The organism is Ferrimonas sp. YFM, from assembly GCF_030296015.1.
GTDB lineage: Bacteria > Pseudomonadota > Gammaproteobacteria > Enterobacterales > Shewanellaceae > Ferrimonas.
This window is the reverse complement of sequence record NZ_AP027368.1, coordinates 1,045,549-1,072,517: the sequence shown is the minus strand read 5'-3', so window position 1 is coordinate 1,072,517 and position 26,969 is coordinate 1,045,549. Positions and strand designations below refer to the sequence as shown.

Genomic DNA, 26,969 nt, shown 5'->3' with positions numbered 1-26,969 from the left:
TGATTACGCGGACTGTGGCGCCGCGTCAGTATGGGGGTTGTCGTCGGCCTGGGGAAACCAGTGGCGGGTGCGATTGGCCAGGGCCACCAGGGAGAGCATCACCGGCACCTCCACCAGAACACCGACCACGGTCGCCAGCGCCGCACCGGAATGCAGGCCGAACAGGGCAATGGCCACCGCCACCGCCAGCTCGAAGAAATTGGAGGTGCCGATCATCGCTGCCGGAGCCGCCACATTATGGGGCAACTTGAGCAGCTTGGCACCACCGTAGGCGATCACGAAGATGCCATAGGTCTGAATCAGCAAGGGGATGGCAATCAAGCCGATCACCATGGGGCTGGCCAGCAGAGTGGGCGCCTGGATGCCAAACAGGATCGTCACGGTGGCCAGCAGGCCGGTCATGGACGCCGGCTTAAGGCTGTCACAGAAGCGCGCCAGGGCGGCCTGACCACGTCGCAGTAGCAGTTGGCGGACCAGGATGCCCACGGCCAGGGGCAGCACCACATAGAGCAGGGTGGACAGGGCCAGGGTTTCCCAGGGCACGGTGATCTCAGACACCCCCAACAACAGGGCGGCAATGGGGGCAAAAGCCACCACCATGATGAGGTCGTTCACCGATACCTGAACCAGGGTGTAGGCCGGGTTGCCCCGGGTCAGCTGTGACCAGACAAACACCATGGCGGTACAGGGCGCCACGCCCAGCAGGATCATCCCGGCAATGTACTGCTCCGCGTCGGCGGCAGGCACCAGATCCGCAAACAGGCCACGGAAGAACAGCCAGGCGATGGCGGCCATGGTGAAGGGCTTGATCAGCCAGTTGATCACCAAAGTCAGCCACAGCCCTTTGGGTTGGCGGCTCACCTGACGCACGGAGCGGAACTCCACCTGCACCATCATCGGGAAGATCATCACCCAGATAAGTACGGCAATGACCAAATTGATTTGCGCCACCTGCCAGTTGGCCAGGGCAGCGAAGGCCTCGGGCCACAGCTGGCCCAGCAGGACGCCTGCGCCAATGGCCAGGGCCACCCACAGGCTAAGATAACGTTCAAACAGTCCCATGATTTCCCCTCAGTCGCAGCACAGTGCTTTGCGGTCGGGGCGATCGCCCATGGCCGCCAGTCGTTTGATGTCGGCGTCGATGACGTCGGGCCGTTGCTGGTTGAGTCCATCCAGGGTATCCAGGGTCCAGTCCGGCAGTTCCGCCAGGCGGTAGAACACCCACTGACCCTTACGCACATCGCGCAGCAAGCCTTCACTGCGCAGACGGGCCAGGTGACGGGATATCTTGGGTTGGCTCTCATCCAGTGCAGTGGAAAGCTCGCAGACGCACAGCTCCCCTTCGCGGCTGATGAGCAGCATGATCTTCAGCCGGGTGGCGTCGGCCAACCCCTTGAGCAGGGATACGGGATCTCTCATGGTGACTCACATATGGAAAAACGAATATGCACTAATTATATTCGCCAAAACGCATATGTAAAGCGAGGAAGATGACATTTTGATGACAAAAGGCCCGCAGAGCGCGGGCCTTTGGGGGAGCATCACAGATCGGGGAACAGGCGGGCCAGGGCTTGCAGCCACACCAGGGCAAAGATGCCGGCGAGGATGTCGTCCATCATGATCCCCAGGCCCCCCTCCATCTGCTTGTCGAAGAAGCGGATGGGCCAGGGTTTCCAGATATCGAACAGACGGAACAGGGCAAAGCCGATCACCAGCCAGATCCACCCCGCCGGGGCGGCGATCAGGGTGATCAGCATTCCCACCACCTCATCCCAGACGATGGCGGGATGATCGTGCACCCCCATGTCCTCGGCGGTCTTGCCGCACAGATAGATCCCCACCGCAGAGAACAGGATCAGGGTCATCAGATAGGGAAACAGGGACCAGTCCTGCATCAGCCAGTAGAAGGGGAAAGCCGCCAGGGTACCGAAGGTGCCCGGCGCCTTGGGCGCCAGCCCCAGGCCGCCCCCCAGGGCCAGGAAGTGCACCGGGTTGCTCAGGCGCACACCAGCAAATCGCGTCATCTCTCTTCCCTCAGAAGTGGCGGAAGCTCTGGGGCGCCTCAGCCAGAGGCTCACCATCGCAATAGTAGTGGATGCCGCTGCCGGCACGAACCTGGCCGATGCAGGTGTGGCTGACTCCCGCCTCACCCAGGGCGGTGATCAGGGCGCCCTTCTGAGCCTCGGGTACGGTGAACAGCAGCTCATAATCTTCGCCGCCACGGATCGCCAGTTGACGGGCCTCCTCCAGCCCCAGAGTCTCCTGCAGCGCCCTGGACAGAGGCAGCTTATCGATCTCCACATGAGCGGACACCTCTGACGCCTTGACGATGTGCTCCAGATCCCCGGCCAGGCCGTCGGAGAGATCCAGGCAGGAGCTGGCAATGCCACGCAGAGAGCGTCCCGCCAGGATTCGCGGCGTCGGCCTCAGGTGACGGGTCACCAGAAACTCTTTGTGGTCGTCACTGGCCTCCAGTTCGCCCTTGAGCAGCTTGAGGCCGGCGGCGCTGTCGCCGAGGTGACCGGTGACGAAGATCCAGTCTCCGGGCTTGGCACCACTGCGGGTCAGGGACTGGTCCGCGGGCACATGGCCCAGGGCGGTCAGGGTGATGGTCAGCGGACCGCGGGTGGTGTCTCCCCCGACCAGGGCGATACCATAGTACTCACAGATCTGGTTCAAACCGGCGGCGAAACGGGCCAGCCAGGCTTCATCGCTGGTCGGCAGGGTCAGGGCCAGGGTCAGCCAGGCGGGATCCGCGCCCATGGCGGCCAGATCCGACAGGTTGACCGCCACCGACTTATACGCCAGTACTTGAGGGTCGATGGAGGGCAGGAAATGGATCCCCTCAACCAGGGTGTCCGTGGTGGCCACCAGCTGGTTGTTGTCCGGCATCTTCAGGACGGCGGCATCGTCACCGATCCCCATCAATACGTCCTTGCGCTGGTTGCCTCGCTGACATCCCTGACGGAAGAACCGCTCGATCAATTCAAATTCGCTAATAGGCATACATAAAAAGGGCCACATAGTTATGTGGCCGCTCCATTAATCGATCAACGCTAAAGCTTAACGCTTCTGGGCGTTGGCCAGTTTATCCAGCACCCCGTTGACGAACTTGTGGCTGTCGTCGGAGGCGAAAACCTTGGCCAGTTCAATGGCTTCGTTGATAGCCACCTTGAAGGGCACGTCGTCGCGATAGAGCAACTCGTACGCGCCCAGGCGCAAAACCGCCAGTTCGATGGGGTCCACTTCCTCGATGAGACGAGCCAGGTAAGGCTTGCACTTTTCATCCAACTGCTTGGCGTGGGTCGATACCCCAACCAGCAGTTCACGGAAGTAAGCCACATCCACGCCGTCGGTTTCCTGCTCTGTGAGGAAATGGTGCTCTACGTTAGCCACATCATTTCTACTCAATTGCCATGAATAGATGGCTTGCACCGCCAGTCGGCGGGCTTTGCGACGCTCTGAAGGCTTCACTTGGTTCTCCTGAATTATAGACGTCTCTTAAATCTGCTTAAGGACGTTGACCATCTCCAGGGCGCTCATTGCGGCCTCGTGGCCCTTGTTGCCAGCCTTGGTGCCGGCACGCTCAATGGCCTGCTCGATGGTATCGGTAGTTAGGACGCCGAAGGAGACGGGAGTATCAAACTCCAGCATCACCTGTGCCAGTCCCTTGTTGCACTCTCCGGCAACGAAATCGAAGTGGGGAGTGCCACCACGGATCACCGCACCCAGTGCGATGATGGCGTCAAACTCACCCTTGGCAGCCAGTTTGCGAGCTGCCAGAGGCAGTTCGAAGGCGCCAGGTACGCGAACGATGGAGATATCATCGTCATTGACGTTACCAAGACGCTTCAGGGTATCGATGGCGCCCTCTACCAGGCTCTCTACGACAAAGCTGTTAAAACGGCCGACCACCAGGGCGATCTTAGCGCCTTTGGCTTCAATGTTTCCTTCGATGACAATCATGATTTATATCCAAAAAACAGATTGGTATACGCCCCGGCATGAGACCGGGGCGAAAAGTGGCGTAATGATAGCACAGCCAGCATTAAAAACTTAACGCTGGCCGGCCAGTTTTATTCACCGATGTACTCGGTCACTTCCAGTCCGAAACCGGACAGGGCGTGGTAACGTTTCTGCCCGGACAGCAGACGCATCCGGGTGACCCCCAGCTCCGCCAGGATCTGGGATCCCACACCCACGGTGCGGGAGGTGCCGAAAGGCTTGTGCTTGGGGCCAACGGCACCCTTGTCCTCTTCGGCGTAAGCTTTGATCTGCTCCAACAGCTCTTCGCTGGTCTGGTGACGACCCAACAGCACCAGCACACCGTTCTCCTCCTGGGCGATGCGGCCAAGGGCACTGTCCAGGCCCCAGGGGCTGGCGCCGCCACGTTCGGAGAACAACAGGTCGTTGAAGCCATCATGCAGATGAACCCGGACCAGAGGGTTGTCAGCCAGGTCGCCCTTCACCAGGGCAAAGTGGGCTTCACCGTCAATGGTGTCGCGGAAGCTCACCAGCTCAAACTCACCAAAGCGGGTGGGCCAGCGGCAGCTGGCTTCACGGACAATGGTGGTCTCATTGAGGTTGCGGTACTCAATCAGGTCGGCGATGGTGCCCACCTTGAGGCCATGCTCCGCGGCAAACTCCTCCAGCTGAGGACGACGGGCCATGGTGCCATCCTCATTGAGGATCTCCACGATCACCGCGGCGGACTCGTATCCACCCAGGCGGGCCAGGTCCACCGAGGCTTCGGTGTGACCGGCTCGGGTCAGCACCCCACCCTCACGGGCACGCAGGGGAAAGATATGCCCGGGCTGCACCAGGTCGGTGGGCTTGGCGTCCTTGGCCACGGCGGTCAAAATGGTGACCGCGCGATCGGCGGCGGAGATGCCTGTAGTCACCCCTTGGGCCGCCTCGATGGAGACGGTAAAGGCGGTGCCGTACTGCTCGGTGTGGCGGGAGACCATCTGGTGCAGACCCAGACGGTCACAGCGCTCACCGCTCATGGGCATGCAGATCAATCCACGGCCATACTTGGCCATAAAGTTGATCGCTTCCGGGGTCACCGCTTCCGCGGCCATGATCAGATCGCCCTCGTTCTCGCGATCCTCGTCGTCCATCAGGATCACCATCTTGCCCAGACGGATATCCTCGATGATCTCTTCAATGCTGTTCAGTGCCATCTTGATGACCTTGTTATTTTAAGAATCCAGTTTTTGCCAACATCTCCATGGTGATGCCGCCGGCCTCAGGCTCATCATCCAGAGGTTGCATCAGTCGCTCCAGATAACGGGCGATCAGATCCACCTCCAGGTTCACCGTAGAACCGGGCTTGAGCTCACCTATGGTGGTCTCCTGGACGGTATGGGGTACCAGGGTAAGTCGGAAACGGTGACCGTCCACCTCGTTGGCGGTCAGGCTGATGCCGTCAATGGTCACCGACCCCTTCTCGGGGATGTAGCGGCCCAGGCCCGATGGGGCCCGCAGCCAATACTCTATGGCGCGTCCGCGGGGGCTGACGCTCTCGACTGTGGCCAGGCCGTCGATGTGGCCGCTGACCAGATGACCTCCCAGACGGGTGTCCGGGGTCACCGCCCGCTCCAGATTGACCTTCTGGCCAACCTGGTAGTGAGCAAAATTGGTTCGTGCCAGGGTTTCACCGGACACATCGGCCACATAGCCGTCCGCCAGCTTCTCCACCACGGTGAGACAGACGCCGTTGGTGGCGATGCTGTCTCCCAGTTGCACGTCTTCCAGGGGCAGCTTGCCGCTGGCCACGGTCACCTTGAGGTCGTCACCGCGGCGTTCCAGCTGACGCAGGGTGCCTACCGCTTCGATAATGCCTGTAAACATCTATGACTCCGCGCGCACCAGGGTCAGCCGCAAATCGGCGCCGACCCGGCGTACGTCTTTAAATTGAAACTCCGGCACCTGGGCCATCTCAGCCAGCTCGGGCAGGTTTACCACCCCGCGGCCGTCGCTGCCCATCATCTTAGGTGCCTGATACAGAATTAGTTCATCCCAGAGACCGGAACTGAGAAAGGCGCCGGCCAATGAGGCCCCCGCCTCCACCATCACGGTGTTGATCTGGCGTTCGGCCAGCTCGGCGATAAGGGCTTGCAGGTCCAGCTTCTCCCCGTTGGAGGGACCCTGCCAGCACTCTACCGATGATGGCCAGTCACAAGCGTAGTCCTGGGTGGACGCCAGCAGCATGGGACCCTCCACCTCGGTCATCTTCAGTGGTGGCGCCAGCCGGGCCCGGCCGTCCACCACCACCCGCAGGGGCTGAGACCAGTGCTGAGGCAACGCCAGCGACTCGGGCAGCTGCTCAGGGCGCACATTCATGGACGGGTCATCCGCCAGCACCGAGTCGGCACCGGTAATGATAGCGCCGTGGGCCAGACGCATCGCCTGGACATCCATCCTGGCTTGTGGGCCGGTGATCCATTTCGACTGCCCATTGGCCAGGGCGGTGCGGCCATCGATGGAAGCCGCCAGCTTGATGCGGATGTAGGGACGCCCGGTGGACATCCTTTTGATAAAACCTGGGTTGATCGCCCTGGCATCCCCCTCCAGCAAACCCGCAGCGACCTCGATGCCCGCTTCGCGCAACATGGTCAGGCCCCGACCTGCCACCTGGGGATTGGGATCCACCATGGCGGCCACCACCCGGCCGACGCCGGCCTTGATCAGGGCCTCGGCACAAGGTGGGGTGCGGCCATAATGGGAGCACGGCTCCAGGGTCACATAGGCGGTGGCCCCCCGGGCCTGCTCGGCAGCGGCGCGCAGGGCAAACACCTCGGCATGGGGCTCACCCGCCTTGGGATGGAACCCCTCTCCCACCACCTGGCCATCCTTGACGATGACGCAGCCCACTGCAGGGTTGGGGCGGGTAGAGAAACGGCCGCGCCGGGCCAGTTCGATGGCCCGGCGCATGAATTGAAAGTCGTCTTCTGACCAGTTCATTACTTTTCCAGCTTGGCGATCGCTTCGCCGAATTGAGACAGATCTTCGAAGGCCCGGTACACAGAGGCGAAACGGATGTAGGCCACCTTATCCAGGGCCATCAATTGCTCCATCACCAGATTACCCACCATGTCTGAACCCACTTCCCGCTCGCCGGTGGCGCGCAGAGCGGACTTGATCTTACTCAGGGACTGCTCGATGGCTTCCTGAGACACCGGACGCTTCTCCACGGCGCGCTGAATGCCACGACGCAGTTTCTCCTCATCAAAGGGCTCTCGGGTGCCGTTCTGTTTGATCACCCTGGGCATCACCAGTTCGGCGGTTTCGAAAGTGGTGAAACGCTCATGACAGGTAAGACACTCACGGCGGCGTCGCACCTGGTGCCCTTCGGCCACCAGACGGGAGTCGATCACCTTGGTGTCGTTGGTTGAACAAAATGGACAGTGCATGTTGCCTCCGGCGGGGTCCCTTTTACCAGGACAGCTTAACTGACTGCATAGAATAGCGGATTTACGCCCTCAGGTTAACGGTTTGCGGGGGTTTGGGGCTCGCCCTTTGATCTGGCTCTCCGTCTGGACGTGACTCCATAACCCTTTGCTAACAAAGGAGGGTCTCAAAAAGAGATTCCGGGTCATTGTGGGTAGGAAAACAACAGGGCCCATCGAGTGATGGGCCCTGTACAGACGAACTGGTCACCGCACCGGATTCAGATTAGCGGTAAACCGGACGGCGGGCACACAGCTCCTTCACCTGGGACTTCACCCGCTCGACCACGGCTTCGTTACCGAAATCGTCGAGGATGTCGCAGATCCAGCCGGTCATCTCGCGACATTCCGCCTCGTCGATGCCACGGCGGGTCAGGGCCGGGGTGCCGATACGCAGACCAGAGGTCACAAAGGGGCTGCGGGGATCGTTGGGCACTGAGTTCTTGTTGACCGTGATGTTGGCGCGGCCCAGGGCGGCGTCCGCATCCTTACCGGTAATGTCCTTGTCGATGAGGTCCAACAGGAACAGGTGGTTTTGAGTACCACCGGACACCACCTTATAACCACGGGCCATGAACACTTCGGCCATCGCCTGGGCGTTGGTCACCACCTGCTGCTGGTAGGTTTTGAACTCAGGCTGCAGCGCTTCCTTGAAGGCCACCGCCTTGGCGGCGATCACGTGACACAGAGGGCCGCCCTGACCGCCGGGGAACACCGCGGAGTTCAGCTTCTTGTAGATGGTCTCGTCGCCACAGGCGGAGAGGATCAGGCCACCACGGGGACCCGCCAGGGTCTTGTGAGTGGTGGTGGTCACCACATGGGCGTGAGGCACCGGGTTGGGGTAGACGCCGGCGGCAATCAGACCCGCCACGTGGGCCATGTCCACAAACAGGTAGGCACCCACTTCATCGGCAATCTCGCGGAATTTGGCCCAGTCGATGACACCGGAGTAGGCGGAGAAGCCGGCGATGATCATCTTGGGCTGATGCTCTTTGGCCAGGGCCAGCACTTCGTCGTAATCGATCTCACCGGTCTCAGGAGAGATACCGTACTGAACGGCGTTGTACATTTTCCCGGAGAAGGAGACGCTGGCGCCGTGGGTCAGGTGGCCACCGTGGGCCAGGCTCATTCCCAGTACGGTATCGCCGGGCTGCAGCAGGGCCATGTAGACCGCGGCATTGGCCTGGGAGCCGGAGTGGGGCTGAACGTTGGCGTAGTCGGAACCGAACAGCTCGTTGGCACGATTGATGGCCAGCTCTTCGGACTTGTCGACATACTCACAGCCACCGTAATAGCGCTTGTGCGGATAGCCTTCTGCGTACTTGTTGGTCAGCTGAGAGCCCTGGGCCTCCAGCACTCGGGGGCTGGTGTAGTTTTCGGAGGCGATCAGTTCGATATGCTCTTCCTGACGGACACGCTCCGCTTCCATCGCTTCCCAGAGTTCGGGATCAAAATCGGCGATGTTCATAGTTTTTTCCAGCATCCATGTCTCCTGCGTAGGGGGTTATTTTTTAGGCGGCCACTAGTTTACTCCTGTGTGACCCCGATCCCAAGTCCAATGAGCCCGGATGCTGTTTCCTCATAAATGAACGCGATAGTTGGCGCATCCCTGCGCATCGAAATCCGCCTTGCCAATCCCCCGGGAATCGGCGAGGCGTTCCCTTAACCGGCGGCCTGAACCGGCACGCCCTGGCCAACCCCCTTCACCCGGTTGCCCTCGGCCAGGTACACCAGGCTGGGCTTGTGGTTCTGGGCCTGATGCTGGGCCATCTGCACATAGGCGCAGATGATCAGCCGGTCACCGGGGGAGGCCTTGTGGGCGGCGGCACCATTGACGGAAATTATCTTGCTGCCCGCCTCGGCGGCGATGGCATAGGTGGCAAATCGCTCGCCGTTATCGACGTTGTAGAGTTCGATCTTCTCGTACTCCAGGATTCCGGCCAGGGCCAGAAACTCCCGGTCGATGGCGCAGGAGCCTTCATACTCCAGCTCGGCGTGGGTCACTCGGGCCTGATGCAGCTTGCCCTTCAGCATGGTTGTGATCATAGGTGGTCTCTTCTATTGAATGCGAAATTGACTGACGGCGCCGTGCAGCTGGGAGGCCAGTTGCCCCAGCTCGACGCTGGCCCTGGCGGTCTGGGCCGAGCCGGCGGCCACTTCCCGGGAGGCTTGACTGACCCCCTCCAGGTTCTGGCCCAGTTCGGTGGCCACCGACTGCTGCTGGGCGCAGGCACCGGCAATCTGGGTGTTCATGGCGGCGATGGCATCGATGCTGGTCACCACCTGAGTCATGGAGTGGCTGGCCCTGTCGGCCTGGGCCACGCAGCTCTTGATCAGCTCGCAGCTGGCCTGGGTGGCCTCGCCGGCCTGCTTGGAGCTGGCCTGCAGCTGTTCGATGATGGCGTTGATGCGGCTGGTGGACTCCTGGGTACGACCGGCCAGGGTGCGCACCTCATCGGCCACCACCGCAAAGCCCCTGCCCTGCTCACCCGCCCGGGCCGCCTCGATGGCGGCATTGAGGGCCAACAGGTTGGTCTGGTCGGCAATTTCGCGGATCACGTCCACCACCACGGTGATGTTGTTGGTCTCCCGCTCCAGCTCTGCCGCCAGTTCCCCCGCCTGCTGGATCACTCTCTCCGCCTCGCCGATGCCCTGGATGCTGCTTTGCACCTCACTCATGCCGGAACCGGCGTCGCCATTGGCCTGATCCGCCGAACCCGAGGCGGACTGAGTGTTGCGCGCCACCTCATCCACCGTGGTCTGCATCTGGGTCATGGCGGCGGCGATGGAGCCGATGCGCGCCTGCTGTTGCGCCATCCCCTGAGACACCTGCTCCGACACCGAGCCAACCTCATCGATGGCCCCGCCAAGCTGATCGGCGGCCCCGGCTATTTCAGCCACCAAAGAGGCCAGCCGCTCACCCATCTGCCTGCTGTCGGCGGCCAGTTGCCCCAATTCGTCCTGGGAGAAATGGGACTGATCCAGCTGACAGGTGAGGTCCCCCTGGGCCACTGCTGAGATAAAGGTCCGAACCCTGGCCAATGGACGGCAGATCTGGCGCACCAGCACCATCGCGCTTCCCAGCATAAAGACACCCACCAACAGGGCACCCCCTCCCAGCACCCAGTAGCTGCGGGTTGAGGCCTCCTGGCTGGCGAGGGTGTCTGCTTCCACCACCTGCTGATTGAACTCCACCAGGGCCTCGGTGGCCTCCATCAGCTTGAGGTAGGCGGGGTAGCTGGCCATGATGGCGGCGTTGGCGTCCTGGTACCGGTCTTCACTGACCAGATCCAAAAACGGCGCATTGGCGATGAGATAGGCTTCCCAGGCTTGTTGAAGTTGTGCCAGGGTCTGGCGCTCCTGCTCGGAGTCGATACCGGCCACATACTCTTGAAGGTGGCCCTCCATGGTCAGGGGCATCTTGCGACCGTCGGCGACCCACAGGCCCATGTCCGGATCCCCGGCATTGGAGACCAGGGAAAAGTCATACTTTCGATAGTCGATGATGAAGGCACGCATGTCCTCCACCAACATCAGCCTGGGCAGGGTTTGCTGGCTGAATTCGGCCATGGTCCTGTCCATCTCCATGGTCTGACGGGTCACCAGGCCAATCAGCAGGGCAAACGCCAGGGCGATGCCCAGATACCCCAGGGCGATCTTGTTTCTCACACTCAGGTTACTGACTCTCACCTGATACTCCTTAGCTTCTCGATTCGTTTGGGTATCAGCGGACCGAAACCGCTGAAAAAAGATGAATAACCAGGGAGCCGGCCAGGATCAGGCCACACCCCAGCAGTGCCGGCCCGTCCAGCTTCTGCCCCTGGACCAACCAGGCGATGACCGCCACCAGCACCATGCCGATGCCGCACCACAGGGCATAGGCGATGCCCACCGGCATCTGAGTCACCACCCTGGCCAGCAGGGCAAAGGCCAGCAGATACCCGACCAGACACGCCAGGGTAGGCAGCACCCGGGTAAAGCCCCGGGTGTGTTCCAGCAAGCTGGTGGCCGCCACTTCCGCCACTATGGCCAGCAACAGCCACAGATAGGTCATCGGATTTCGCTCAGCCCAGCAGTGGACGGACGTCCCGGGCCACCACGTCGAGGAAGTGATCCGCCTGGTCGCAACTGCCCAGCATCTTGATGAAGCCATGAATCACGCCATCGAATACCCGGTACTGCACCGGTACGCCGGCACGGGCCAGCTTGTCTGAGTAGAGGGCGCCGTCGTCACACAGGGGGTCATACTGGGCACAGTAGATCAGGGTGGGGGGCAAGCGGCTGTGGTCACTGGCGCCCAGAGGCGCGCAGTAGGGGTGCAGGGCGTCGGTAGGGGCGCGCATATAGTGGCCCCAGTAATACTCCATGCTGGCCCGCTCAAGCAGGTAACCTGTGCCGTGCTCCACCATGGAGCGGGTCTCCAGGCCGTACTGGACGGCGGGGTACACCAGCACCTGACAGGCCAGGCTTGGACCCTGCTCATCCCGGCAACGCAGGGCCACGGCGGCGGCCAGGTTGCCGCCGGCACTGTCGCCAAACAGGCCGATGCGCTGGGGATCCAGACCCAGAGCGGCCGCGTGGTCAAACACCCATTGGGTGGATGCGAAGCAGTCCTCCATGGGGATGGGGAACTTATGCTCCGGGGCTTTCTGGTAGTTGACCGCCACCACCACGGCGCCGGTGCGATTGGCCAGTGCCCGGGCGAAGGGGTCGTTGGTGCCGACGTTGGACACCATCCAGCCGCTGCCGTGGAAGAAGATCAGCGCCGGCATCCCCTGCTCGGGAGCGGTGACGCCAGCGGGCCGGTAGAGGCGCACCGGCAGATCCGCCGTGGGGCCGGGGATGAACAGATGCTCTACGGCCGCCACGGGCTCCGGGGTTCGGGCTGGCTCGCCGCCAGAGAGCTCCAGGGCCCGGGCTTCCTGCGGCGTCATCGCCTCATAGGGCTTGGCTCCGGATTGGCGTACCTCTTCCAGGTAGGCCGCCACTTGAGGGTCCAGTGACATCAACGTCTCCTTGGTTATCAATGAGGCGGTCTTCCGCCCCGGGGTGTAGGGTGTCGCCCCCCGAAATTGCCCGCAGGGGATCCGAGGATGAGAGAGGTGGATACACTCCGGCAGATGACAGTGTTTGCTCCTCCGGCAGGCGACAAAATCGGTATCAGGCTGAGGGCGTCACCTCGGTAACGCCTGTCAGCCTGGGTCTGTTCGTTTCAGGCCTGGTCAGGGGGGCAACCGGCGTCATGGAGAGGGCACTGCGTTTGGCCAGGGCCTGGTACTCCAGGGTGTTGAGGCGCTTCCACTCCAGGTCCTGCTCGGTGAGGCTGCGCTTCACCCGGGCAGGACTGCCCGCCAGCAACTGCCTGGGCGCTCCCTGAAAGCCCACTTTGACGAAGCTCATGGCTGCCACCAGGCTTTGGGGGCCGATCACCGCCCCATCCATCACCACGGCGTTCATCCCCACCAGGGCATCGCGGCCGATGGTGCAGCCATGGAGCACCGCCCCATGACCGATATGGCCATTGGCCTCCACCTTGGTGTCATGGTCACAGTAGCCGTGCATGATGCAGCCATCCTGCAGATTGGAGCCGGACTCCAGGATCAACCTGCCGAAGTCTCCACGCAGCACCGCATTGGGGCCAACATAGACATCAGCGCCAATGATGACGTCGCCGATAAGCACCGCCGTCGGATGCACATAGGCACTGGGGTCCACCACAGGTGTCAGGCCTTCAAACTGGTAACAGGGCATCACCACTCCAGATAAAAAACGTGATATCAACTCACGAGATAAAAATAAAAAAAGGGCGAGACTCTACTTATGGCACACCCGCCAGAATTCCTCGTGTAGAGCTCGCCAAGCGATAACGCTAACGCTCGATAGGTACAGGTTGAAAAAACACTTATCCCTCCGGATTGTCAGAAACAAACCAGATAAATAGTTTTGAACTCTAATAACCCAAAGGGTTAAGTGAATACGGCGTTTATTTTTACCTTCTCATTCCATGAGAAAAAATAAACGGTCAAACGATGATGATTACTTTCCTTTCCAAACAGGATCGCGCTTCTCTGCAAAAGCGGCGGGCCCCTCCAGGGCATCCTCGGAGTGCAGCACTGCCGGGTAGTGTTTCAGCGCGCCACTGCGGGTAAAGCGATAGCCCTCTTCCACGGTCATCTCGGCGGTGGTGCGACACACCTCCTTCAGGGCAGCCACCGCCAGAGGGGCACTCTGAGCGATCTGGGCCGCCAGCTCACGGGCACTGTCCATCAGCTGATCCACGGGTACCACACGGTTGACCACACCCCAGCGCAGCGCCTCCTCGGCGTCCATGCGGCGACCGGTCATCATCATCTCGGTAACGATGGCCTGAGGCATCACCTTGGGCAGACGCAGCATGCCGCCACTGTCGGGTACGATGCCCAGCTTGGCTTCAGGCAGGGCGAAGCTGGCGTTATCGGCGCAGACGATCATGTCCGCCGCCAGGGCCAGCTCGAAGCCACCGCCGAAGGCGTAACCGTTCACCGCGGCGATCACCGGCTTATCCAGATCGAACAGCTCGGTCAGGCCAGCGAAGCCGCCAGGACCGAAGTCGGCATCCGGCGCTTCCCCTTCGGCGGCGGCCTTGAGATCCCAGCCCGCAGAGAAGAAGCGCTCGCCGGCACCGGTGATGATGGCCACCCGAAGCTCCGGGTCATCCCGGAACATCATGAACACTTCGCCCATGGCGTAGCTGGTCTTGGCGTCAATGGCATTGGCCTTGGGACGGTCCAGAACAATCTCCAGAACGTGGCCATGTCGGGTAACGTGCAATGATTCGCTCATACTCTTTCTCCAATAAGAGTCATTTAATGACTCCATCCATTAAAAGTTGGTATTAATTCACTTCACACAGCAAATGTTTCTGAACCTTACCCGTGCAAGTTTTGGGTAGGGCGCCCCTCAATTCGATAAAGGAGGGAACTTTGAATTTCGCCATGTTCTTAACGCAATATTCCAATATCTCTTCTTCACCAATCTCAGCCCCGTCATTAATTACCACGAAAGCTTTGATGGCTTCATCACGAATAGAGTCTTTCACCCCGATGACCGCGGCCTCCACCACTTCGGGAATCTCCGAGATGATGTTCTCGATCTCCAGACAGGAGACGTTCTCACCGCAACGCTTGATCATGTTGCTGGCCCGATCGACGAAGAAGAAGAACCCCTCTTCGTCCCGATAGGCGGAGTCACCGGTTTTCAGCCAGCCGTCGCTGGTGAAGGCCCGAGCGGTGATCTCCGGAGCCTGGTAATACTCCTTAAACAGGGTTTTACCCGGCTCTCCCCGCACCTGAATCTCGCCAATCTCCCCCGGGGCCAAGGTGCCCCCTTCCGGGCCGGCGATTCTGGCCTCATAACAGAGGCCGGTGCGGCCGATGGAGGGCCAGCGGCGCTTATCCCCGGGACGATCGCCAATGATGCCGACGATGGTCTCGGTCATCCCCCAGGAGGTGAAGATGCGCACACCGAAACGGTCGATGAATGCGTCCTTCTCCTGATCGGACATGCTCAGGTAGAACAGCACCTCACGCAGCCGGTGGTTGCGCTCCCAGGGCTGACGCGGCTGCATCATCATGGTGCGCATCATCAGTGGTATGCACTCGGTCACCGTGGCCTGGTACTTCACCACCTGACCCCAGAATGCCCGGGCACTGAACTTCTCCAGCAACACAAAGGTGGCGCCGGAGGAGAAGGCCGCCATGGCGGCGGTACACTGGCAATCGATGTGATACGCCGGGGTTGCCGTCAGGTAAACATCGTCACTGCGCAGGGCGATCTGCCAAGCGGTGTAGTAGCCGGCAAACCTCAGGTTGTAGTGGGTGATCACCACCCCTTTGGGCCTAGAGGTGGTTCCTGAGGTGAACATGATCTCCGCCACATCCTCGGCGCTGACGCTCTCCTGGCTTTTCAGCTCGGTGCATTGCTGAGCCAGCAGGCGATCAAAGTTGGCGGTGCCGTTGAGGCTGCCGCTGCCGCCGGTGATCAGCAGCTCGGTCAACACCGGCTGGCTCTGCTGAATCTCCAGGTAGATGGGCAGGAACTCGGGGCGGGTCACCACCGCCTTCACCTGACACTGGTGAACGATGTAGGCGCACTCCTCCTGCAGCAGGTGAGTGTTGATGGGCACCATCACCGCGCCGATCTTGGCCAGGCCAAACCAGCACTGGATGAACTCCACGCTGTTGTTCAGATGCAGAGCCACCCGGTCACCTTTTCTGATGCCTCGGGCGGTGAACAGATTGGCGGTTCGGTTGATCTCGTCATTGAGCTGGGCGTAGCTGTACTGTCTGGTGTGCCCCGCCACGTCCTCAAAGATCAGCGCCGTTTTGTCGCCATGCAGTTGCGCCAGGTCATCCCAGGCTTCTCGCAAACTCTGTCCGTTAATAATGTCCATCTGCTACCTTTCACATCAAACCAAGTTCAGGATGGGAAAACCCTAATTTCCGGAGTGAGGGTTGTCACGCCCGTCACTCCGGACTCGTGATCTCCAATGACTATTTGTCAGAGACCTTGGCCAGCCCCTTCTCCGCCAGCTGCTCAATCGCCTCATCGCTGTAACCGATTTCGCTCAAAATGGCGGCGGTGTCCATGCCGTGACCCGGCATGCCGCGCCAGATCTTGCAGGGGTTGTTCTTGAACTTGGGCATCACGTTGGGGCCCTTGCAGGTGTCGCCCTTGAGGGTCTGCCATTGGGTGATGGACTCCCGCGCCACGTACTGGGGGTTCTCCTCCAGGTCCTCGGCACTGAGCACCTTGGCGCAGGCGATCTTCAGCTCGGCAAAGCGCTCGCGCACCTCGGCCACGGAGCGGGTATTGATGTAACGGTCCAGGGCATCCTCGATCTCCTGGCCGTGAGGACACTCGATGCGGTGGATAAGCTGAGTGCCCTCTGGAATCGCCTCGGTACCCAGCAGGTGGCCCAGGCCGATATCCTTGAACAGCTCCTCAATCTGATTGACGCCCACCATCTCCATGACGATGTAGCCATCTTCACACTTGTACAGGCCGCAACCGGCATAGTAGGGATCCCGTCCCTTGTACTGACGGGGGGCCATCTTGCCGCCGTTGAAGTAGTCCATCATGAAGTACTGGCCCATACGCAGCATCACTTCATACATGGCCACGTCGATGCTCTCGCCCTTACCGGTCTCCTTGGCCTTGTGGAACGCCGCCAGGGCGGCACTGGTCACGGTCAGGCCGGAGAAGTAGTCGGCGGCATAGGGGAAGGCAGCGGCAGGCTGTTCGATGTCGCCGTTCTGCATCAGGTAGCCACTGAAGCCCTGGGCGATGGTGTTGTAAGCCGCCAGGTTGGTGTACTCGTCGGTGCCGTACTGACCGAAACCGGACAGGTGGGCGATCACCAGCTTGGGGTTGCGCTCCCACAGCAATTCATCGGTGATGCCACGGCGGGCAAAGGCGGGCCCTTTGCTGGCTTCGATGAAGATGTCGGTGGTCTCCATCAGCTTGAGGAAGGCCTCGCGCCCCTCATCCTTGAAGATGTTCAGGGAGAGGGCATGCAGGTTACGGCGCGACAGCTCTGGGTAGTTGGGCTGCACCCGGATGGTGTCGGTGTAAGCCACGTTCTCAATCCAGATCACCTCGGCGCCCCACTCCGCCATCATCTGGGCAGAGAAGGGACCGGCAATTTCGATGCCGGAGAATACAACCCGTACGCCCGCCAGGGGGCCGAACTCGGGAGTGAAAAGCTTTTGGGACATGATGGTCGTCCTTTTCAAAATCTGTCTGTGTTGGAGCGCCGCCGGTGGCGGCTGCCCGGGGGAATCTCTCCCCCGGGCTCCTTGCTTAGCGGTACTCTTTCAGTACTGCTCGACCCAGGGTCAGGATCTGCATCTCATCGGAACCGCCAGAGACGCGGTCAACCCGCAGGTCTCGCCAGAAGCGGCTGATGCGATGTTCGCCGGCGATGGCGTAACCGCCCAGCACCTGCATGGCGGAGTCCACCACCTCGAAGGCCGCGTTGGCACAGTAGAACTTGCACATGGCGGCATCGCCGGAGGTCATCATGCCGTTGTCCGCCTTCCAGGCCACGTGGTAGATCATGTTCTTCATGTTGCTCAGGCGGATGGCCATGTGAGCGAACTTCTCCTGGATCAGCTGGGTACGGCCGATGGCCTGACCGAACTGAACCCGCTGGTTGGCGTACTTGGCCGCGTCCTCGAAGGCGCAGTAAGCGGTGCCGTAGTTGGTGCAGGCCACCAGGAAGCGCTCCATGTCGAACTCCTCCTTCACCCGGTTGAAGCCGTTGCCTTCGGCACCGAAGAAATCCTTCTCCTCCAGCTCGACGTCGGTGAAGGTCACTTCGCAGCAGCTGTCCATCTTCAGGCCCAGCTTAGGCAGCTTGCTCAGCTTGATGCCGGCCTTGGTCATGTCTACGAAGAACTCGGAGAACACCGGAGTCTCGGAGGACGCGTCACGGGCCATCACCACCAGGAAGGGGCAACCTGCGGCAGAGGTGATGAAGCACTTGCTGCCGTTGAGGTAGATCTTGCCATCCTTACGCAGGTAGTTGGTGGTCAGGCTGCCCACATCGGAGCCGGCGCCGGGCTCGGTGATGGCGGAGTTCCACATCTGCTTGCCGGTACCGCGCAGGGACATGATCTTGTCGATCTGCTCGTCGGTGCCTTCACGCAGCACTGTGGTGAAGCCCGCCAGCTGGTACAGCACATAGGTGGGGGCACCCAGGCGACCCAGCTCTTCCCAGATCACCGCCAGGGTGGTCAGGCCGGCGTCGAAGCCGTCGTGCTCTTCCGGCAGCAGCAGGCTGTCGATGCCCATCTCCGCCAGCTCCTTAACGAAACGCTCGGGGTAGGTGCTGGTCTCATCGCACTCAGCGAAGTAGGCTTCCCAGTTTTCGCGCTCCATCAGGTCACGTACGCCTTTGACAAACAGTTCCTGCTCGTCGGTCAATCTGTAGTCCATATTTCAATACCTTCTGTTTACTTGCTTTCAGGGGACGTAGGTCGTCACCAAATGGAATCTAATCCGCCCACTTATTGCGCTTGGCGTCCTTGAGGAAGGACATGATCACCAGGATGTTGACGATCACCAGGGGCGCACCGCCGGCGATGATGGCGGTCTGAAGTGGCTTGAGGCCGCCCAGGGAGAGCAACACGATGCCGATAACACCCACCAGCACGGACCAGCCCACGCGAATCCACACCGGTGGCTCGTTGTCGGCGTCCACACCCTTACAGGTGGACATGGCCAGGGTGTAGGAACAGGCGTTGATCAGGGTTACCGTGGCCAGGAAGCAGAGAATGAAGAAGCCCCACATGGTGATGGTGCTCATGGGCAGGGCCGCCCAGGTCTCGATGATGGCTCTTGGCGCACCATGCTCCTGAATCAGCGCACCCATGTTGATGATGCTTTCGTGCATCAGGTTGACGGTGTTGGAGCCCAGGATGGTCCACAGGAACCAGGTAGAGGCGGTCAGGCCACCCACCATGGTCAGGCACAGCTGACGCACGGTACGGCCGCGGGAGATCTTGGCCAGGAAGATGCACATCTGGATGCCGTACACCACCCACCAGGCCCAGTAGAATACGGTCCAGTCCTGAGGCCAGCTGCCTTCACTGATGGAGCTGGTGTAGAACAGCATGCGGGGCAGGTAGCTGATCATCACGCCCACGGACTCGGTGAAGTAGTTCACGGTGAAACTGGTGGCGCCGATGAGGAACACCCACACCAGCATGATGATGCTCAGGTAGCTGCGCAGGTCACTGGCGATCTTAATGCCCTTGGTCAGGCCAAAGGCCACACACACGGCGTTGAAGATGATCCACACGGAGATAACGAAAGTATCCACTTCGATGGTGCGGGGAATGCCGAACAGCCACTGGATGCACTCGGTCACCAGAGGTGTGGCCAGGCCCAGGCTGGTGCCCATGGCCAGAATCAGGGCAACCACATAGATGTTGTCGATGATGGTACCGGCGAGGCCCTTATGATGCTTGCCCAGTACAGGCTCCAGGGTGCCACTGGGGCGAACCACGTCCATCTTCTTCACGAACAGGAAGTAACCCAGTGCCACGGTGAAGAAACCATAGCCCATCCAGGGCAGTGGGCCCCAGTGGAACAGGCTGTAGGCCACGCCCAGCTCTTTTGCCTGGACCGACATGGACTCAAGCTCGAACGGTGGGTAGGTCAGGTAGTAGTACGCTTCCAGAGAACCCCAGTAGAGAACCGCAGCAGAGGTACAGGACGCGAACATCAGGAAGATCCAGCTTCCGGTACTGAACTCAGGCTCCTCCTGGCCCAGGCGGTTGTTGGCGTAGGGGCCCCACACCAGCCAGGCCCAGCCGACGGCCAGGGCGATCATGTACCACTCGAAGGCCCAGCCCCAGCTGTGGGTCAGGTAATGGAATACCGCATTGATCGCCTGATTGGCTGCATCCAGGTCCCTGACGGTCAGGTAGGACAGCAGGATCACGATCAGCAGTGAGGGGAAGAATACGGTCTTCTCGATCCCCACTTTTTTCGGGAGTACGCCTTTTAATGCTTGTACACCGGTCATCCTAAAATCTCCATATCTGTCGACGTTCTTAATTAAGCCCATCGACAAGTTGTGATTTGTATTTATTCCCACTCTGTTTTTAGGCAAAGTCATGCCCGGGCCGATATTTATATATATCGTCCTAATGGAGTGAGTTGTTTTTTACGTGCCCCTAGCGAGGCAATATTAAGTCGTTTCTAATTTAGCCAGAGGCTTATTAGAAGTAGTACTGCATATTAATGTTGAATCGGCCGTTCCAGTCGCCAGAAGCTTGCTCCAGACCCAGGCTGTTTCCGCCCAGCCACAGAACGTTCTTGGCATTGTAGTAATCGACATAAACAAAGAACTGCTTATAGGCAACAGAGAAACCAGTGGAGTTCAGAATAGAATCATCAAAACCGGCCTCATCGGGCTGAAGTACGCTGTAGTCGTTATACAGAGTGATGGTTCCCCAGCTCATAGGGAATTTCTTGGAAACGTTGGCGGTAAGAATTTTGCCTTCGCTGGCCACTTCATAGAAACCAGTTACTGCGCCAATACCAATCTTATTGGTGTCCACTTCGCCATCGTCATATTGGTCGAAGCTGTAATCCAGATATTGCAGTTGCAGGCCCCACTCGCCCATGGACAGATCACCGTGAGCGGCCCAGGTGAAGGTATCGCCAGACTCGTTTTCAACGGCGTTGTACAGCTGGCCATATTCCAGAGAGGCACCCAGCAGCAGCTGGTAGTTTTCCCCATCCAGGCGATAGGACTGACGCAGATCGAAGGTGTTGCGCTCTTCGTTGTTGTAGGTGTTGTCCCCGATGGTGCCGGAGCTTACGGTACCGGCGTAATGACGGTAATCACTGGCACCATAAGTGGCCCCTTGGTGGAAGGAAAACTCTGTTTCCCAAGGACCTTTTTTATAGGACAGGTTGGCACCCACGCCCCAGTCATCTTCGAATCCCAGGTAGTAGTTCAAGCTGTACCACCAGTTGTGAGAAGCGAAGTTCTTGTTACCAAATGCCTTCTCAACCACGCCCAGTTTAAAGGTCAGATCGTCGCTGGCATTCCAGTAGGCGTAGGCATACTTGAGGTAGTCGTAGGAGTCGGTGAAACGGTACTCCGCCGCCACACCGTAATCATCCCAGTCCTCAGACAGCTTGATGGCAAACATATTGAAATCAAAGTCGCCCGAGGTGGCTTTGGAGGACTCACTGAAATCCTTCCAAGCATAGTTAACACGGACATTCCCACCCACTTCAACGGCACTTGCGGTATTGCTCACAAGAAATAGAGCCAGTGGTAAAGCTAATATTTTTTTATTCATTTACATCGACCTCCATTTTAGGTTGTTCGCATTATGCATATTGATTTCGGGGAAAAAACCGCCCCTCGTCACAATTCACTCTCCAAGATCAGGCCCAAAGCGGCATTTATTTGATGGTAATCACACTTTTTCCGAGTGAAACTTTGTTTTGTGGCTTTTTTGAACACCCAAAAAAGTGCGAATCGCATTTTTTTGTGACCAAGATAACATTTAGGTCGCCACAAGGACGGTTTCAATTGCCCTGAGAATATTTCGAGTTGTATTAATAAAAGCCAGAAAACAAACCAAGGAAATGAAATTGCTCAGCGCGAATCTTTTTACTGGAAAACGTTTCCTTTCTTGAAGGTAAGCAGCAATAACAATAGGCACGACTAAGAATTTAAAAAGGGTCGTGAACGACATTTGTTACCCAGTTAAAACTGAGCAAATAAAACCGGTTTGTACGTTATCAACCCCACAGTTTGCCCTGTGGTAAGTGAAAAAGTGTTCCCCTTCCCTTTGTCACTTACCCGGCAACGCAACAGCAACACTGGAGAGACGATGAACATTCTTGCGTGTTACAAACTGGTTCCCGAGGAACAAGACATCAACGTGCAGTCAGACGGTGCCATAGACACCGCCAAAGCAGCGATGAAGATCAGCCAATTTGATTTGAGTGCCGTCGAAGCGGCTGTCCAGCTCAAGGCTCAAATGGGTGAAGGCCACATCACCGCACTGAGCATGGGCGGCAAGGCACTGGAAGCCCCCAAGGCCAAAAAAGACATCCTGTCCCGCGGCCCGGACGCACTGACCCTGGCGGTGGACGACAGCTTCGAACAGGCCCTGCCCCATCAGACCGCCCGAGTGTTGGCCACCGCAGCACAGAAGAGCGATTTTGACCTCATCATCTGTGGTGACGGCTCCGGCGACCTTTACGCCCAACAGGTCGGCCTGCTGCTGGGTGAGCAACTGCAACTGCCCAACATCAACGGCGTCAGCAAGATCGTCGGTGCCGAAGCCGGCGTCCTGACCGTAGAGCGCGAGCTGGATGACGAAGTCGAGGTACTGGCCATTCCCCTGCCTGCGGTGATCTCCGTCTCCGCCGACATCAACGAGCCTCAGATTCCCTCCATGAAGGCGATCCTGGGTGCGGCGAAGAAACCCAGCACCATTCTCCGTCAGGCAGACCTCGGTCCCATCGAGGTACCCGCCCTGGCCGAGCTGCTGACAGTGAAAGCCCCAGAGCAGCAGGAGCGCAAACGCATCCTGATTGAGGGTGACGGTGATGACCAGATCGCCGAATTCGCTGACCACCTGCGCAAAGCCGCCAACTGATTTCGGAGAAGAGAAGAATGAGCAAACTGCACAATGTATGGGTTTTCAGTGACAGCCCCTCCCGTCTGCCTGAACTGATTGCCGGCGCTGCCCAGTTGGGTGAGCAGGTCTGTGCCCTGGTGCTGGGTCCCCAGCAACAGGTTGACCAGGCCCTGGCCCTGGGTGCCCACAAGGTGTTCCACCTGGGTGAGAAGCCAGCCGAGCGCATCGTCGAGGACTACGCCGATACCCTGGTGGCGATCCTCGGTGAGACCAGCGACCGCAGCCTGGTACTGATGGCCGCCACCCGCCGCTGCAAGGCGCTGGCCGCCAAGCTGGGTAACCGCCTCAACGGCGCCGTATTCAACGATGCCAGCGAGATCCGCTGCGACGCCGACGCCGTGGTTGCCAAGCACATGGTCTACGGTGGACTGGCCCTGGGTGAGGAGAAGCTCACCTCGCAGATCGCCGTGGTCACCCTGGCCTCCGGCACCTTTGAGCCTGCCACCGAAGGCGCAGCCCAGGGTGAAGTGCAGACCCTGCCCTTCGTCGAGCCCAAGATTGCCATCAAGTGCATCGAGCGTCGCGCAAAAGAGGGTGAAGGTGTGGATCTGTCCCGTGCCAAGCGTGTTGTCGGCGTGGGCAGCGGCATCGTTTCCCAGGACAACCTCAAGCAAGCCGAGACTCTCGCTGGTCTGCTGGGCGCCGAGATGGGCTGCAGCCGCCCCATTGCGGAAACCGAGAAGTGGATGGAGCGCGAGCGCTACATCGGCGTCTCCGGGGTGATGCTCAAGCCGGACCTCTACCTGGCGGTGGGCATCTCCGGTCAGATCCAGCACATGGTCGGCGTCAACGGTGCCCAGACCATCATCGCCATCAACAAGGACAAGAACGCCCCCATCTTCCAGTACGCCGATTACGGCCTGGTGGGTGACACCACCAAGGTGATCCCCGCTCTGGTAGAGGCTCTCAAGGGCTAATAGCTCTCCGCCAGCGGTCCCGTTTCAGGAGGAAGCGGGACCCGGCATCCAGCGACAGAGAAACAAGACTATGTCAGAAGAAGCATTTGACACCATTATCGTCGGCGCAGGCCTGGCGGGCAGCGTCGCCGCCTATGTCCTGGCACAGGGCGGCGCCGACGTACTCGTGATTGAACGGGGCAACTACCCGGGCAGCAAGAACATGACCGGGGGCCGGCTCTACGGCCACAGCCTGGAGCGGGTGATTCCCGGCTTTGCCGAAGAAGCCCCCATCGAACGCCGGGTCACCAAGGAGAAGGTCTCCTTTATGACCGACGACAGCGCCGTCACCCTGGACTACCACAATGGCCAGGACCAGCAGGCGGTGGAAGAGTCCTACACCGTTCTGCGCGGTGAGTTTGACCAATGGCTGGCCGGCAAAGCGGAAGAGGTCGGAGCCCAGTTTATTACCGGCATCCGGGTCGACAAGGTGCTGACCCGCGACGGCAAGGTGGTGGGGGTCGAAGCCGACGGCGACGAGCTCCTGGCCAAGTGCGTCATCCTGGCGGAAGGGGTTAACCCTGTGCTGGGTGAACAGCTGGGGATGGTCCAGCCCAAGGTTCAGGCCAGCGCCATGGCGGTGGGTGCCAAGGAACTGATCGAGCTGTCCGAAGAGCAGATCCGCGATCGCTTTAACCTGAGTGGTGACGAAGGGGCCGCCTGGCTGTTTGCCGGTTCCCCCTCCAACGGCCTGATGGGCGGCGGTTTCCTCTACACCAATAAGAGCACCGTTTCCCTGGGGATCGTCGCCGGCCTGCACCACATCGGTGACACCGACAAGACCGTGCCCCAGATGCTGGAGGACTTCAAAAACCATCCGGCGGTCAAGCCCCTGATCGAGGGTGGCAAGATGATCGAGTACTCCGGTCACGTGGTCCCCGAGGCGGGCATCCACATGGTGCCCAAGCTGGTGGACGACGGCGTGCTGATCACCGGCGATGCCGCCGGCCTGTGCCTCAATGTGGGCTACACCGTCCGCGGCATGGACCTGGCCATCGCCTCCGGCGAAGCCGCCGCCCGGGCCGTGCTGACCGCGAAAGAGAGCAACGACTTCTCCGCCAACGGCCTCGCCAGCTACCAGAGGATGCTGGAAGAGAGCTTTGTGATGAAGGATCTCAAGCTGTATCAGAAGCTGCCGGCCTTTATGGAGAACCCGCGCATCTTCAACCAGTACCCCAAGATGGTGGCCGACCTGATGCAGGAGATGTTCACCGTCGACGGCACTCCGTCCCAACCCATCCGCAAGACCCTGATGAAGCACTGCAAAGAGGTGGGTTACCTCAACCTGCTGAAGGATGGCATTAAAGGAGTCACCGCACTATGAGCAACAGCGTAAACGTCGACGTCAAACTCGGGGTCAACAAGTTCCATGTGGATGAGGGGCACCCCCACATCGTCCTCAAGGAGAACCCGGACCTGGCAGAAGTGAAAAAACTGGTCAACGCCTGCCCTGCCGGACTCTACAAACTGATGGAGGATGGCAGCGTCAAGTTCGACTCCGCCGGATGCCTGGAGTGTGGCACCTGCAAATTCCTCTGTGGCGACACCATTTTGGAAAAGTGGGAGTACCCCAGAGGGACCTTCGGCATCGAATATCGCTACGGTTAGCGGAGATAAAAAGAGGCAATAAGTATATTGCCTCTTTGTCGTTGCAGTTGGAGGCGCCGCCAGCAAAACAGCCAGAAACCATGCGCAACCAGCTGATATTGAATGAATTTAAAACGAACAAACCAAAAACACTCACGACTTAAAAAATAACGAAGACATAGAGAGATTTTTTCGTACCGGCCGCTGTTAGCCACGACACAAAACTCGGGGCTGAGAACTGATACACTCGCCGGCCAGATCTGGGCAGGGACAGGCCCACCCGCAGGAGAGTGGTCGCTCCTCGGGGGTGAAAAACAAACAGCAACATTAAGGGATATTTCACAGCGCGATCTTTCTATGCAGAAAAATAGAGGCTAATGATGAAAGCTGAAACAAGTTTCGATGATATGGAGTTTTCTCCACTGCATAAGAAGATCATGCTCTGGGGCAGCGGCGGTCCCTTCCTGGATGGCTATGTCCTGGTGATCATCGGCATTGCCCTGGAACAACTGATCCCCAGCATGCAGCTGGACTCCAACTGGATCGGCCTGGTGGGCGCCTCCACCCTGGTGGGTCTGTTTGTCGGTACCGCCCTGTTTGGCTACATCGCCGACCTGTTCGGCCGCCGGCTGATGTTCCTGATTGACATCATCGCCATCGCCCTGCTGTCCGTGGGCACCATGTTTGTCTCCTCACCCATGGAGCTGGTGATCATGCGCTTTTTGATCGGCGTGGTGATCGGCGCCGACTACCCCATCGCCACCTCCATGGTGGCGGAGTTCTCCCCCACCAAGCAGCGCGCCCTGACCATGGGGTTCATCGCCCTGATGTGGTACGTCGGCGCCACCGCCGCCAACGCCGTCGGCTACCTGCTCTACGACATGGAGGATGGTTGGCGCTGGATGCTCGGCAGCGGCGTCATCCCCTGCCTGGTGATCCTGCTGGGCCGCTTCCACCTGCCCGAATCCCCTCGCTGGCTGCTGAAGAAAGGCCGGGTGGAGGAGTGTCGCCAGGTGATGGAGACCTATTTCGGCAAGGGGGTCACCCTGGAGCAGGAGGCGCCGAAAAAAACCAGCTACGCAGACCTGTTCCGCAAGCGCAACCTGAAGATGGTGATCTTCACCGGCACCATCTGGAGCTGCCAGATCATCCCCATGTTCGCCATCTACACCTTTGGCCCGCAGATCATCGGCATGCTTGGCCTGCATGAGGGGAAAGATGCCGCCCTGGGCAACATCATCATCAGCGGCTTCTTTATTGCCGGCTGCATCCCGGCCATCTACTGGCTCAACTCCATCGGCCGCCGTCCACTGCTGATCGGCAGCTTTGCCGCCATGACCCTGGCCCTGGCGGTGTTGGGGGTGATCCCCAATCCGAGCATCGCCCTGGTGGTCAGCGCCTTTGGCCTGTATGCCTTCTTCTCCGGCGGCCCGGGCATTCTGCAGTGGCTCTACCCCAATGAGCTGTTTCCCACAGAGATCCGCGCCTCGGCGGTCGGTGCGGTGATGGCATTCAGCCGCATCGGCACCATAGTCTCCACCTACGCCCTGCCGCTGTTTATGGCCAGCTACGGCATCTCCGCCACCATGATGATGGGGGCACTCATCTCCCTGCTGGGACTGTTGATTTCCGTCGCCATGGCCCCGGAGACCCGCGGAATGGCCCTGGCCGAAGCCAGCTCGGCCAAGTTCGGCTGATCCTATATACCAGGCCCCGCCAGCGGCGGGGCTCAGTCGCCCAATATGAATGGATGAAAC

Annotated in this window: 27 protein-coding genes; 5 read left to right on the top strand and 22 right to left on the bottom strand. The window is 59.8% G+C overall.

Features of this window, described 5'->3' with window-relative positions; all coding sequences use genetic code 11:
* Nucleotides 1-3: 3 nt before the first annotated feature.
* The 22 genes from arsB to QUE41_RS04895 form a co-directional block, all read right to left on the bottom strand.
* Nucleotides 4-1,062 carry an ACR3 family arsenite efflux transporter gene (gene arsB / locus QUE41_RS05000; RefSeq protein WP_286341826.1) on the bottom strand — a complete coding sequence of 353 codons (1,059 nt, stop codon included), beginning with the start codon at nt 1,060-1,062 and terminating at the stop codon, nt 4-6.
* Nucleotides 1,063-1,071: 9 nt separating this feature from the next.
* Complete coding sequence (locus QUE41_RS04995) at nt 1,072-1,419, bottom strand: metalloregulator ArsR/SmtB family transcription factor (protein WP_286341825.1); 348 nt, start codon at nt 1,417-1,419, stop codon at nt 1,072-1,074.
* Nucleotides 1,420-1,541: 122 nt separating this feature from the next.
* Nucleotides 1,542-2,024, bottom strand: a complete 483-nt coding sequence (locus QUE41_RS04990) for a phosphatidylglycerophosphatase A family protein (RefSeq protein ID WP_286341824.1) — start codon at nt 2,022-2,024, stop codon at nt 1,542-1,544.
* A 10-nt stretch (nt 2,025-2,034) separates the two neighbouring features.
* The gene (gene thiL, locus QUE41_RS04985; RefSeq protein WP_502876014.1) at nt 2,035-3,000 is read right to left on the bottom strand and encodes a thiamine-phosphate kinase; all 966 of its coding nucleotides are present in this window, start codon (nt 2,998-3,000) and stop codon (nt 2,035-2,037) included.
* A gap of 63 nt (nt 3,001-3,063) precedes the next feature.
* Nucleotides 3,064-3,474 (bottom strand): transcription antitermination factor NusB, encoded by a 411-nt coding sequence (gene nusB, locus QUE41_RS04980; RefSeq protein WP_028109890.1) that lies wholly within the window; start codon nt 3,472-3,474, stop codon nt 3,064-3,066.
* A 27-nt stretch (nt 3,475-3,501) separates the two neighbouring features.
* Nucleotides 3,502-3,966 carry a 6,7-dimethyl-8-ribityllumazine synthase gene (gene ribH / locus QUE41_RS04975; RefSeq protein WP_028109889.1) on the bottom strand — a complete coding sequence of 155 codons (465 nt, stop codon included), beginning with the start codon at nt 3,964-3,966 and terminating at the stop codon, nt 3,502-3,504.
* A 110-nt stretch (nt 3,967-4,076) separates the two neighbouring features.
* Nucleotides 4,077-5,183, bottom strand: a complete 1,107-nt coding sequence (ribBA, locus tag QUE41_RS04970; protein WP_286341822.1) for a bifunctional 3,4-dihydroxy-2-butanone-4-phosphate synthase/GTP cyclohydrolase II — start codon at nt 5,181-5,183, stop codon at nt 4,077-4,079.
* Between the two features lie 13 nt (nt 5,184-5,196).
* Nucleotides 5,197-5,853, bottom strand: a complete 657-nt coding sequence (locus QUE41_RS04965) for a riboflavin synthase (RefSeq protein WP_286341821.1) — start codon at nt 5,851-5,853, stop codon at nt 5,197-5,199.
* Nucleotides 5,854-6,966 (bottom strand): bifunctional diaminohydroxyphosphoribosylaminopyrimidine deaminase/5-amino-6-(5-phosphoribosylamino)uracil reductase RibD, encoded by a 1,113-nt coding sequence (gene ribD / locus QUE41_RS04960; RefSeq protein ID WP_286341820.1) that lies wholly within the window; start codon nt 6,964-6,966, stop codon nt 5,854-5,856.
* Nucleotides 6,966-7,415 (bottom strand): transcriptional regulator NrdR, encoded by a 450-nt coding sequence (nrdR, locus tag QUE41_RS04955; RefSeq protein ID WP_028109885.1) that lies wholly within the window; start codon nt 7,413-7,415, stop codon nt 6,966-6,968. The genes ribD and nrdR overlap by 1 nt, the downstream gene beginning before the upstream one ends.
* Nucleotides 7,416-7,677: 262 nt before the next feature.
* The gene (gene glyA, locus QUE41_RS04950; protein WP_286341819.1) at nt 7,678-8,934 is read right to left on the bottom strand and encodes a serine hydroxymethyltransferase; all 1,257 of its coding nucleotides are present in this window, start codon (nt 8,932-8,934) and stop codon (nt 7,678-7,680) included.
* Between the two features lie 179 nt (nt 8,935-9,113).
* Complete coding sequence (gene panD, locus QUE41_RS04945) at nt 9,114-9,497, bottom strand: aspartate 1-decarboxylase (protein WP_286341818.1); 384 nt, start codon at nt 9,495-9,497, stop codon at nt 9,114-9,116.
* 12 nt (nt 9,498-9,509) lie between these two features.
* On the bottom strand, nt 9,510-11,141 hold the full coding sequence (locus tag QUE41_RS04940; protein ID WP_286341817.1) for a methyl-accepting chemotaxis protein: 1,632 nt from the start codon (nt 11,139-11,141) through the stop codon (nt 9,510-9,512).
* A gap of 34 nt (nt 11,142-11,175) precedes the next feature.
* A complete protein-coding gene (locus QUE41_RS04935) occupies nt 11,176-11,505 on the bottom strand; it encodes an SMR family transporter (RefSeq protein ID WP_286341816.1) in 330 nt (109 codons plus the stop codon).
* Between the two features lie 10 nt (nt 11,506-11,515).
* On the bottom strand, nt 11,516-12,457 hold the full coding sequence (lipP1, locus tag QUE41_RS04930) for a LipP1 family hormone-sensitive lipase (protein ID WP_286341815.1): 942 nt from the start codon (nt 12,455-12,457) through the stop codon (nt 11,516-11,518).
* A 154-nt stretch (nt 12,458-12,611) separates the two neighbouring features.
* The gene (gene caiE / locus QUE41_RS04925; RefSeq protein WP_286341814.1) at nt 12,612-13,202 is read right to left on the bottom strand and encodes a carnitine operon protein CaiE; all 591 of its coding nucleotides are present in this window, start codon (nt 13,200-13,202) and stop codon (nt 12,612-12,614) included.
* 285 nt (nt 13,203-13,487) lie between these two features.
* Complete coding sequence (caiD, locus tag QUE41_RS04920) at nt 13,488-14,273, bottom strand: crotonobetainyl-CoA hydratase (RefSeq protein WP_286341813.1); 786 nt, start codon at nt 14,271-14,273, stop codon at nt 13,488-13,490.
* A gap of 52 nt (nt 14,274-14,325) precedes the next feature.
* Complete coding sequence (caiC, locus tag QUE41_RS04915) at nt 14,326-15,882, bottom strand: crotonobetaine/carnitine-CoA ligase (protein ID WP_286341812.1); 1,557 nt, start codon at nt 15,880-15,882, stop codon at nt 14,326-14,328.
* Nucleotides 15,883-15,982: 100 nt separating this feature from the next.
* Nucleotides 15,983-17,206: an L-carnitine CoA-transferase gene (gene caiB / locus QUE41_RS04910; RefSeq protein ID WP_286341811.1), complete on the bottom strand. Its 1,224-nt coding sequence runs from the start codon at nt 17,204-17,206 to the stop codon at nt 15,983-15,985.
* 85 nt (nt 17,207-17,291) lie between these two features.
* A complete protein-coding gene (gene caiA, locus QUE41_RS04905; RefSeq protein WP_286341810.1) occupies nt 17,292-18,428 on the bottom strand; it encodes a crotonobetainyl-CoA dehydrogenase in 1,137 nt (378 codons plus the stop codon).
* Between the two features lie 58 nt (nt 18,429-18,486).
* Complete coding sequence (gene caiT / locus QUE41_RS04900) at nt 18,487-20,022, bottom strand: L-carnitine/gamma-butyrobetaine antiporter (RefSeq protein WP_286341809.1); 1,536 nt, start codon at nt 20,020-20,022, stop codon at nt 18,487-18,489.
* Between the two features lie 196 nt (nt 20,023-20,218).
* The gene (locus QUE41_RS04895) at nt 20,219-21,160 is read right to left on the bottom strand and encodes a hypothetical protein (RefSeq protein WP_286341808.1); all 942 of its coding nucleotides are present in this window, start codon (nt 21,158-21,160) and stop codon (nt 20,219-20,221) included.
* A gap of 693 nt (nt 21,161-21,853) precedes the next feature.
* On the opposite strand from QUE41_RS04895, the gene fixA reads away from it, so the two are divergent.
* From fixA to QUE41_RS04870, 5 genes are all read left to right on the top strand, one after another.
* Entirely contained in the window at nt 21,854-22,627 is a 774-nt protein-coding gene (gene fixA, locus QUE41_RS04890) for a putative electron transfer flavoprotein FixA (protein ID WP_286341807.1), read from the top strand.
* A gap of 17 nt (nt 22,628-22,644) precedes the next feature.
* Nucleotides 22,645-23,586 carry an FAD-binding protein gene (locus tag QUE41_RS04885; protein WP_286341806.1) on the top strand — a complete coding sequence of 314 codons (942 nt, stop codon included), beginning with the start codon at nt 22,645-22,647 and terminating at the stop codon, nt 23,584-23,586.
* A 70-nt stretch (nt 23,587-23,656) separates the two neighbouring features.
* On the top strand, nt 23,657-24,949 hold the full coding sequence (locus QUE41_RS04880; RefSeq protein WP_286341805.1) for an FAD-dependent oxidoreductase: 1,293 nt from the start codon (nt 23,657-23,659) through the stop codon (nt 24,947-24,949).
* The gene (locus QUE41_RS04875) at nt 24,946-25,233 is read left to right on the top strand and encodes a ferredoxin family protein (RefSeq protein WP_028109869.1); all 288 of its coding nucleotides are present in this window, start codon (nt 24,946-24,948) and stop codon (nt 25,231-25,233) included. The genes QUE41_RS04880 and QUE41_RS04875 overlap by 4 nt, the downstream gene beginning before the upstream one ends.
* A 359-nt stretch (nt 25,234-25,592) precedes the next feature.
* Nucleotides 25,593-26,909: an MFS transporter gene (locus QUE41_RS04870; protein ID WP_286341804.1), complete on the top strand. Its 1,317-nt coding sequence runs from the start codon at nt 25,593-25,595 to the stop codon at nt 26,907-26,909.
* The last annotated feature ends 60 nt before the right edge of the window (nt 26,910-26,969 follow it).

What these genes read in the sequence shown, in the direction of transcription:
- caiD (WP_286341813.1), bottom strand. Translation starts at nt 14,273, where the DNA reads ATGAGCGAATCATTGCACGTTACCCGACATGGCCACGTTCTGGAGATT.
- ribBA (WP_286341822.1), bottom strand. Translation starts at nt 5,183, where the DNA reads ATGGCACTGAACAGCATTGAAGAGATCATCGAGGATATCCGTCTGGGC.
- caiT (WP_286341809.1), bottom strand. Translation starts at nt 20,022, where the DNA reads ATGACCGGTGTACAAGCATTAAAAGGCGTACTCCCGAAAAAAGTGGGG.
- fixA (WP_286341807.1), top strand. Translation starts at nt 21,854, where the DNA reads ATGAACATTCTTGCGTGTTACAAACTGGTTCCCGAGGAACAAGACATC.
- ribH (WP_028109889.1), bottom strand. Translation starts at nt 3,966, where the DNA reads ATGATTGTCATCGAAGGAAACATTGAAGCCAAAGGCGCTAAGATCGCC.
- panD (WP_286341818.1), bottom strand. Translation starts at nt 9,497, where the DNA reads ATGATCACAACCATGCTGAAGGGCAAGCTGCATCAGGCCCGAGTGACC.
- nrdR (WP_028109885.1), bottom strand. Translation starts at nt 7,415, where the DNA reads ATGCACTGTCCATTTTGTTCAACCAACGACACCAAGGTGATCGACTCC.
- glyA (WP_286341819.1), bottom strand. Translation starts at nt 8,934, where the DNA reads ATGCTGGAAAAAACTATGAACATCGCCGATTTTGATCCCGAACTCTGG.
- QUE41_RS04995 (WP_286341825.1), bottom strand. Translation starts at nt 1,419, where the DNA reads ATGAGAGATCCCGTATCCCTGCTCAAGGGGTTGGCCGACGCCACCCGG.
- QUE41_RS04870 (WP_286341804.1), top strand. Translation starts at nt 25,593, where the DNA reads ATGAAAGCTGAAACAAGTTTCGATGATATGGAGTTTTCTCCACTGCAT.
- arsB (WP_286341826.1), bottom strand. Translation starts at nt 1,062, where the DNA reads ATGGGACTGTTTGAACGTTATCTTAGCCTGTGGGTGGCCCTGGCCATT.
- caiA (WP_286341810.1), bottom strand. Translation starts at nt 18,428, where the DNA reads ATGGACTACAGATTGACCGACGAGCAGGAACTGTTTGTCAAAGGCGTA.
- caiE (WP_286341814.1), bottom strand. Translation starts at nt 13,202, where the DNA reads ATGCCCTGTTACCAGTTTGAAGGCCTGACACCTGTGGTGGACCCCAGT.
- QUE41_RS04880 (WP_286341805.1), top strand. Translation starts at nt 23,657, where the DNA reads ATGTCAGAAGAAGCATTTGACACCATTATCGTCGGCGCAGGCCTGGCG.
- ribD (WP_286341820.1), bottom strand. Translation starts at nt 6,966, where the DNA reads ATGAACTGGTCAGAAGACGACTTTCAATTCATGCGCCGGGCCATCGAA.
- QUE41_RS04885 (WP_286341806.1), top strand. Translation starts at nt 22,645, where the DNA reads ATGAGCAAACTGCACAATGTATGGGTTTTCAGTGACAGCCCCTCCCGT.
- QUE41_RS04875 (WP_028109869.1), top strand. Translation starts at nt 24,946, where the DNA reads ATGAGCAACAGCGTAAACGTCGACGTCAAACTCGGGGTCAACAAGTTC.
- QUE41_RS04990 (WP_286341824.1), bottom strand. Translation starts at nt 2,024, where the DNA reads ATGACGCGATTTGCTGGTGTGCGCCTGAGCAACCCGGTGCACTTCCTG.
- caiB (WP_286341811.1), bottom strand. Translation starts at nt 17,206, where the DNA reads ATGTCCCAAAAGCTTTTCACTCCCGAGTTCGGCCCCCTGGCGGGCGTA.
- QUE41_RS04935 (WP_286341816.1), bottom strand. Translation starts at nt 11,505, where the DNA reads ATGACCTATCTGTGGCTGTTGCTGGCCATAGTGGCGGAAGTGGCGGCC.
- lipP1 (WP_286341815.1), bottom strand. Translation starts at nt 12,457, where the DNA reads ATGTCACTGGACCCTCAAGTGGCGGCCTACCTGGAAGAGGTACGCCAA.
- caiC (WP_286341812.1), bottom strand. Translation starts at nt 15,882, where the DNA reads ATGGACATTATTAACGGACAGAGTTTGCGAGAAGCCTGGGATGACCTG.
- QUE41_RS04895 (WP_286341808.1), bottom strand. Translation starts at nt 21,160, where the DNA reads ATGTTTGCCATCAAGCTGTCTGAGGACTGGGATGATTACGGTGTGGCG.
- QUE41_RS04965 (WP_286341821.1), bottom strand. Translation starts at nt 5,853, where the DNA reads ATGTTTACAGGCATTATCGAAGCGGTAGGCACCCTGCGTCAGCTGGAA.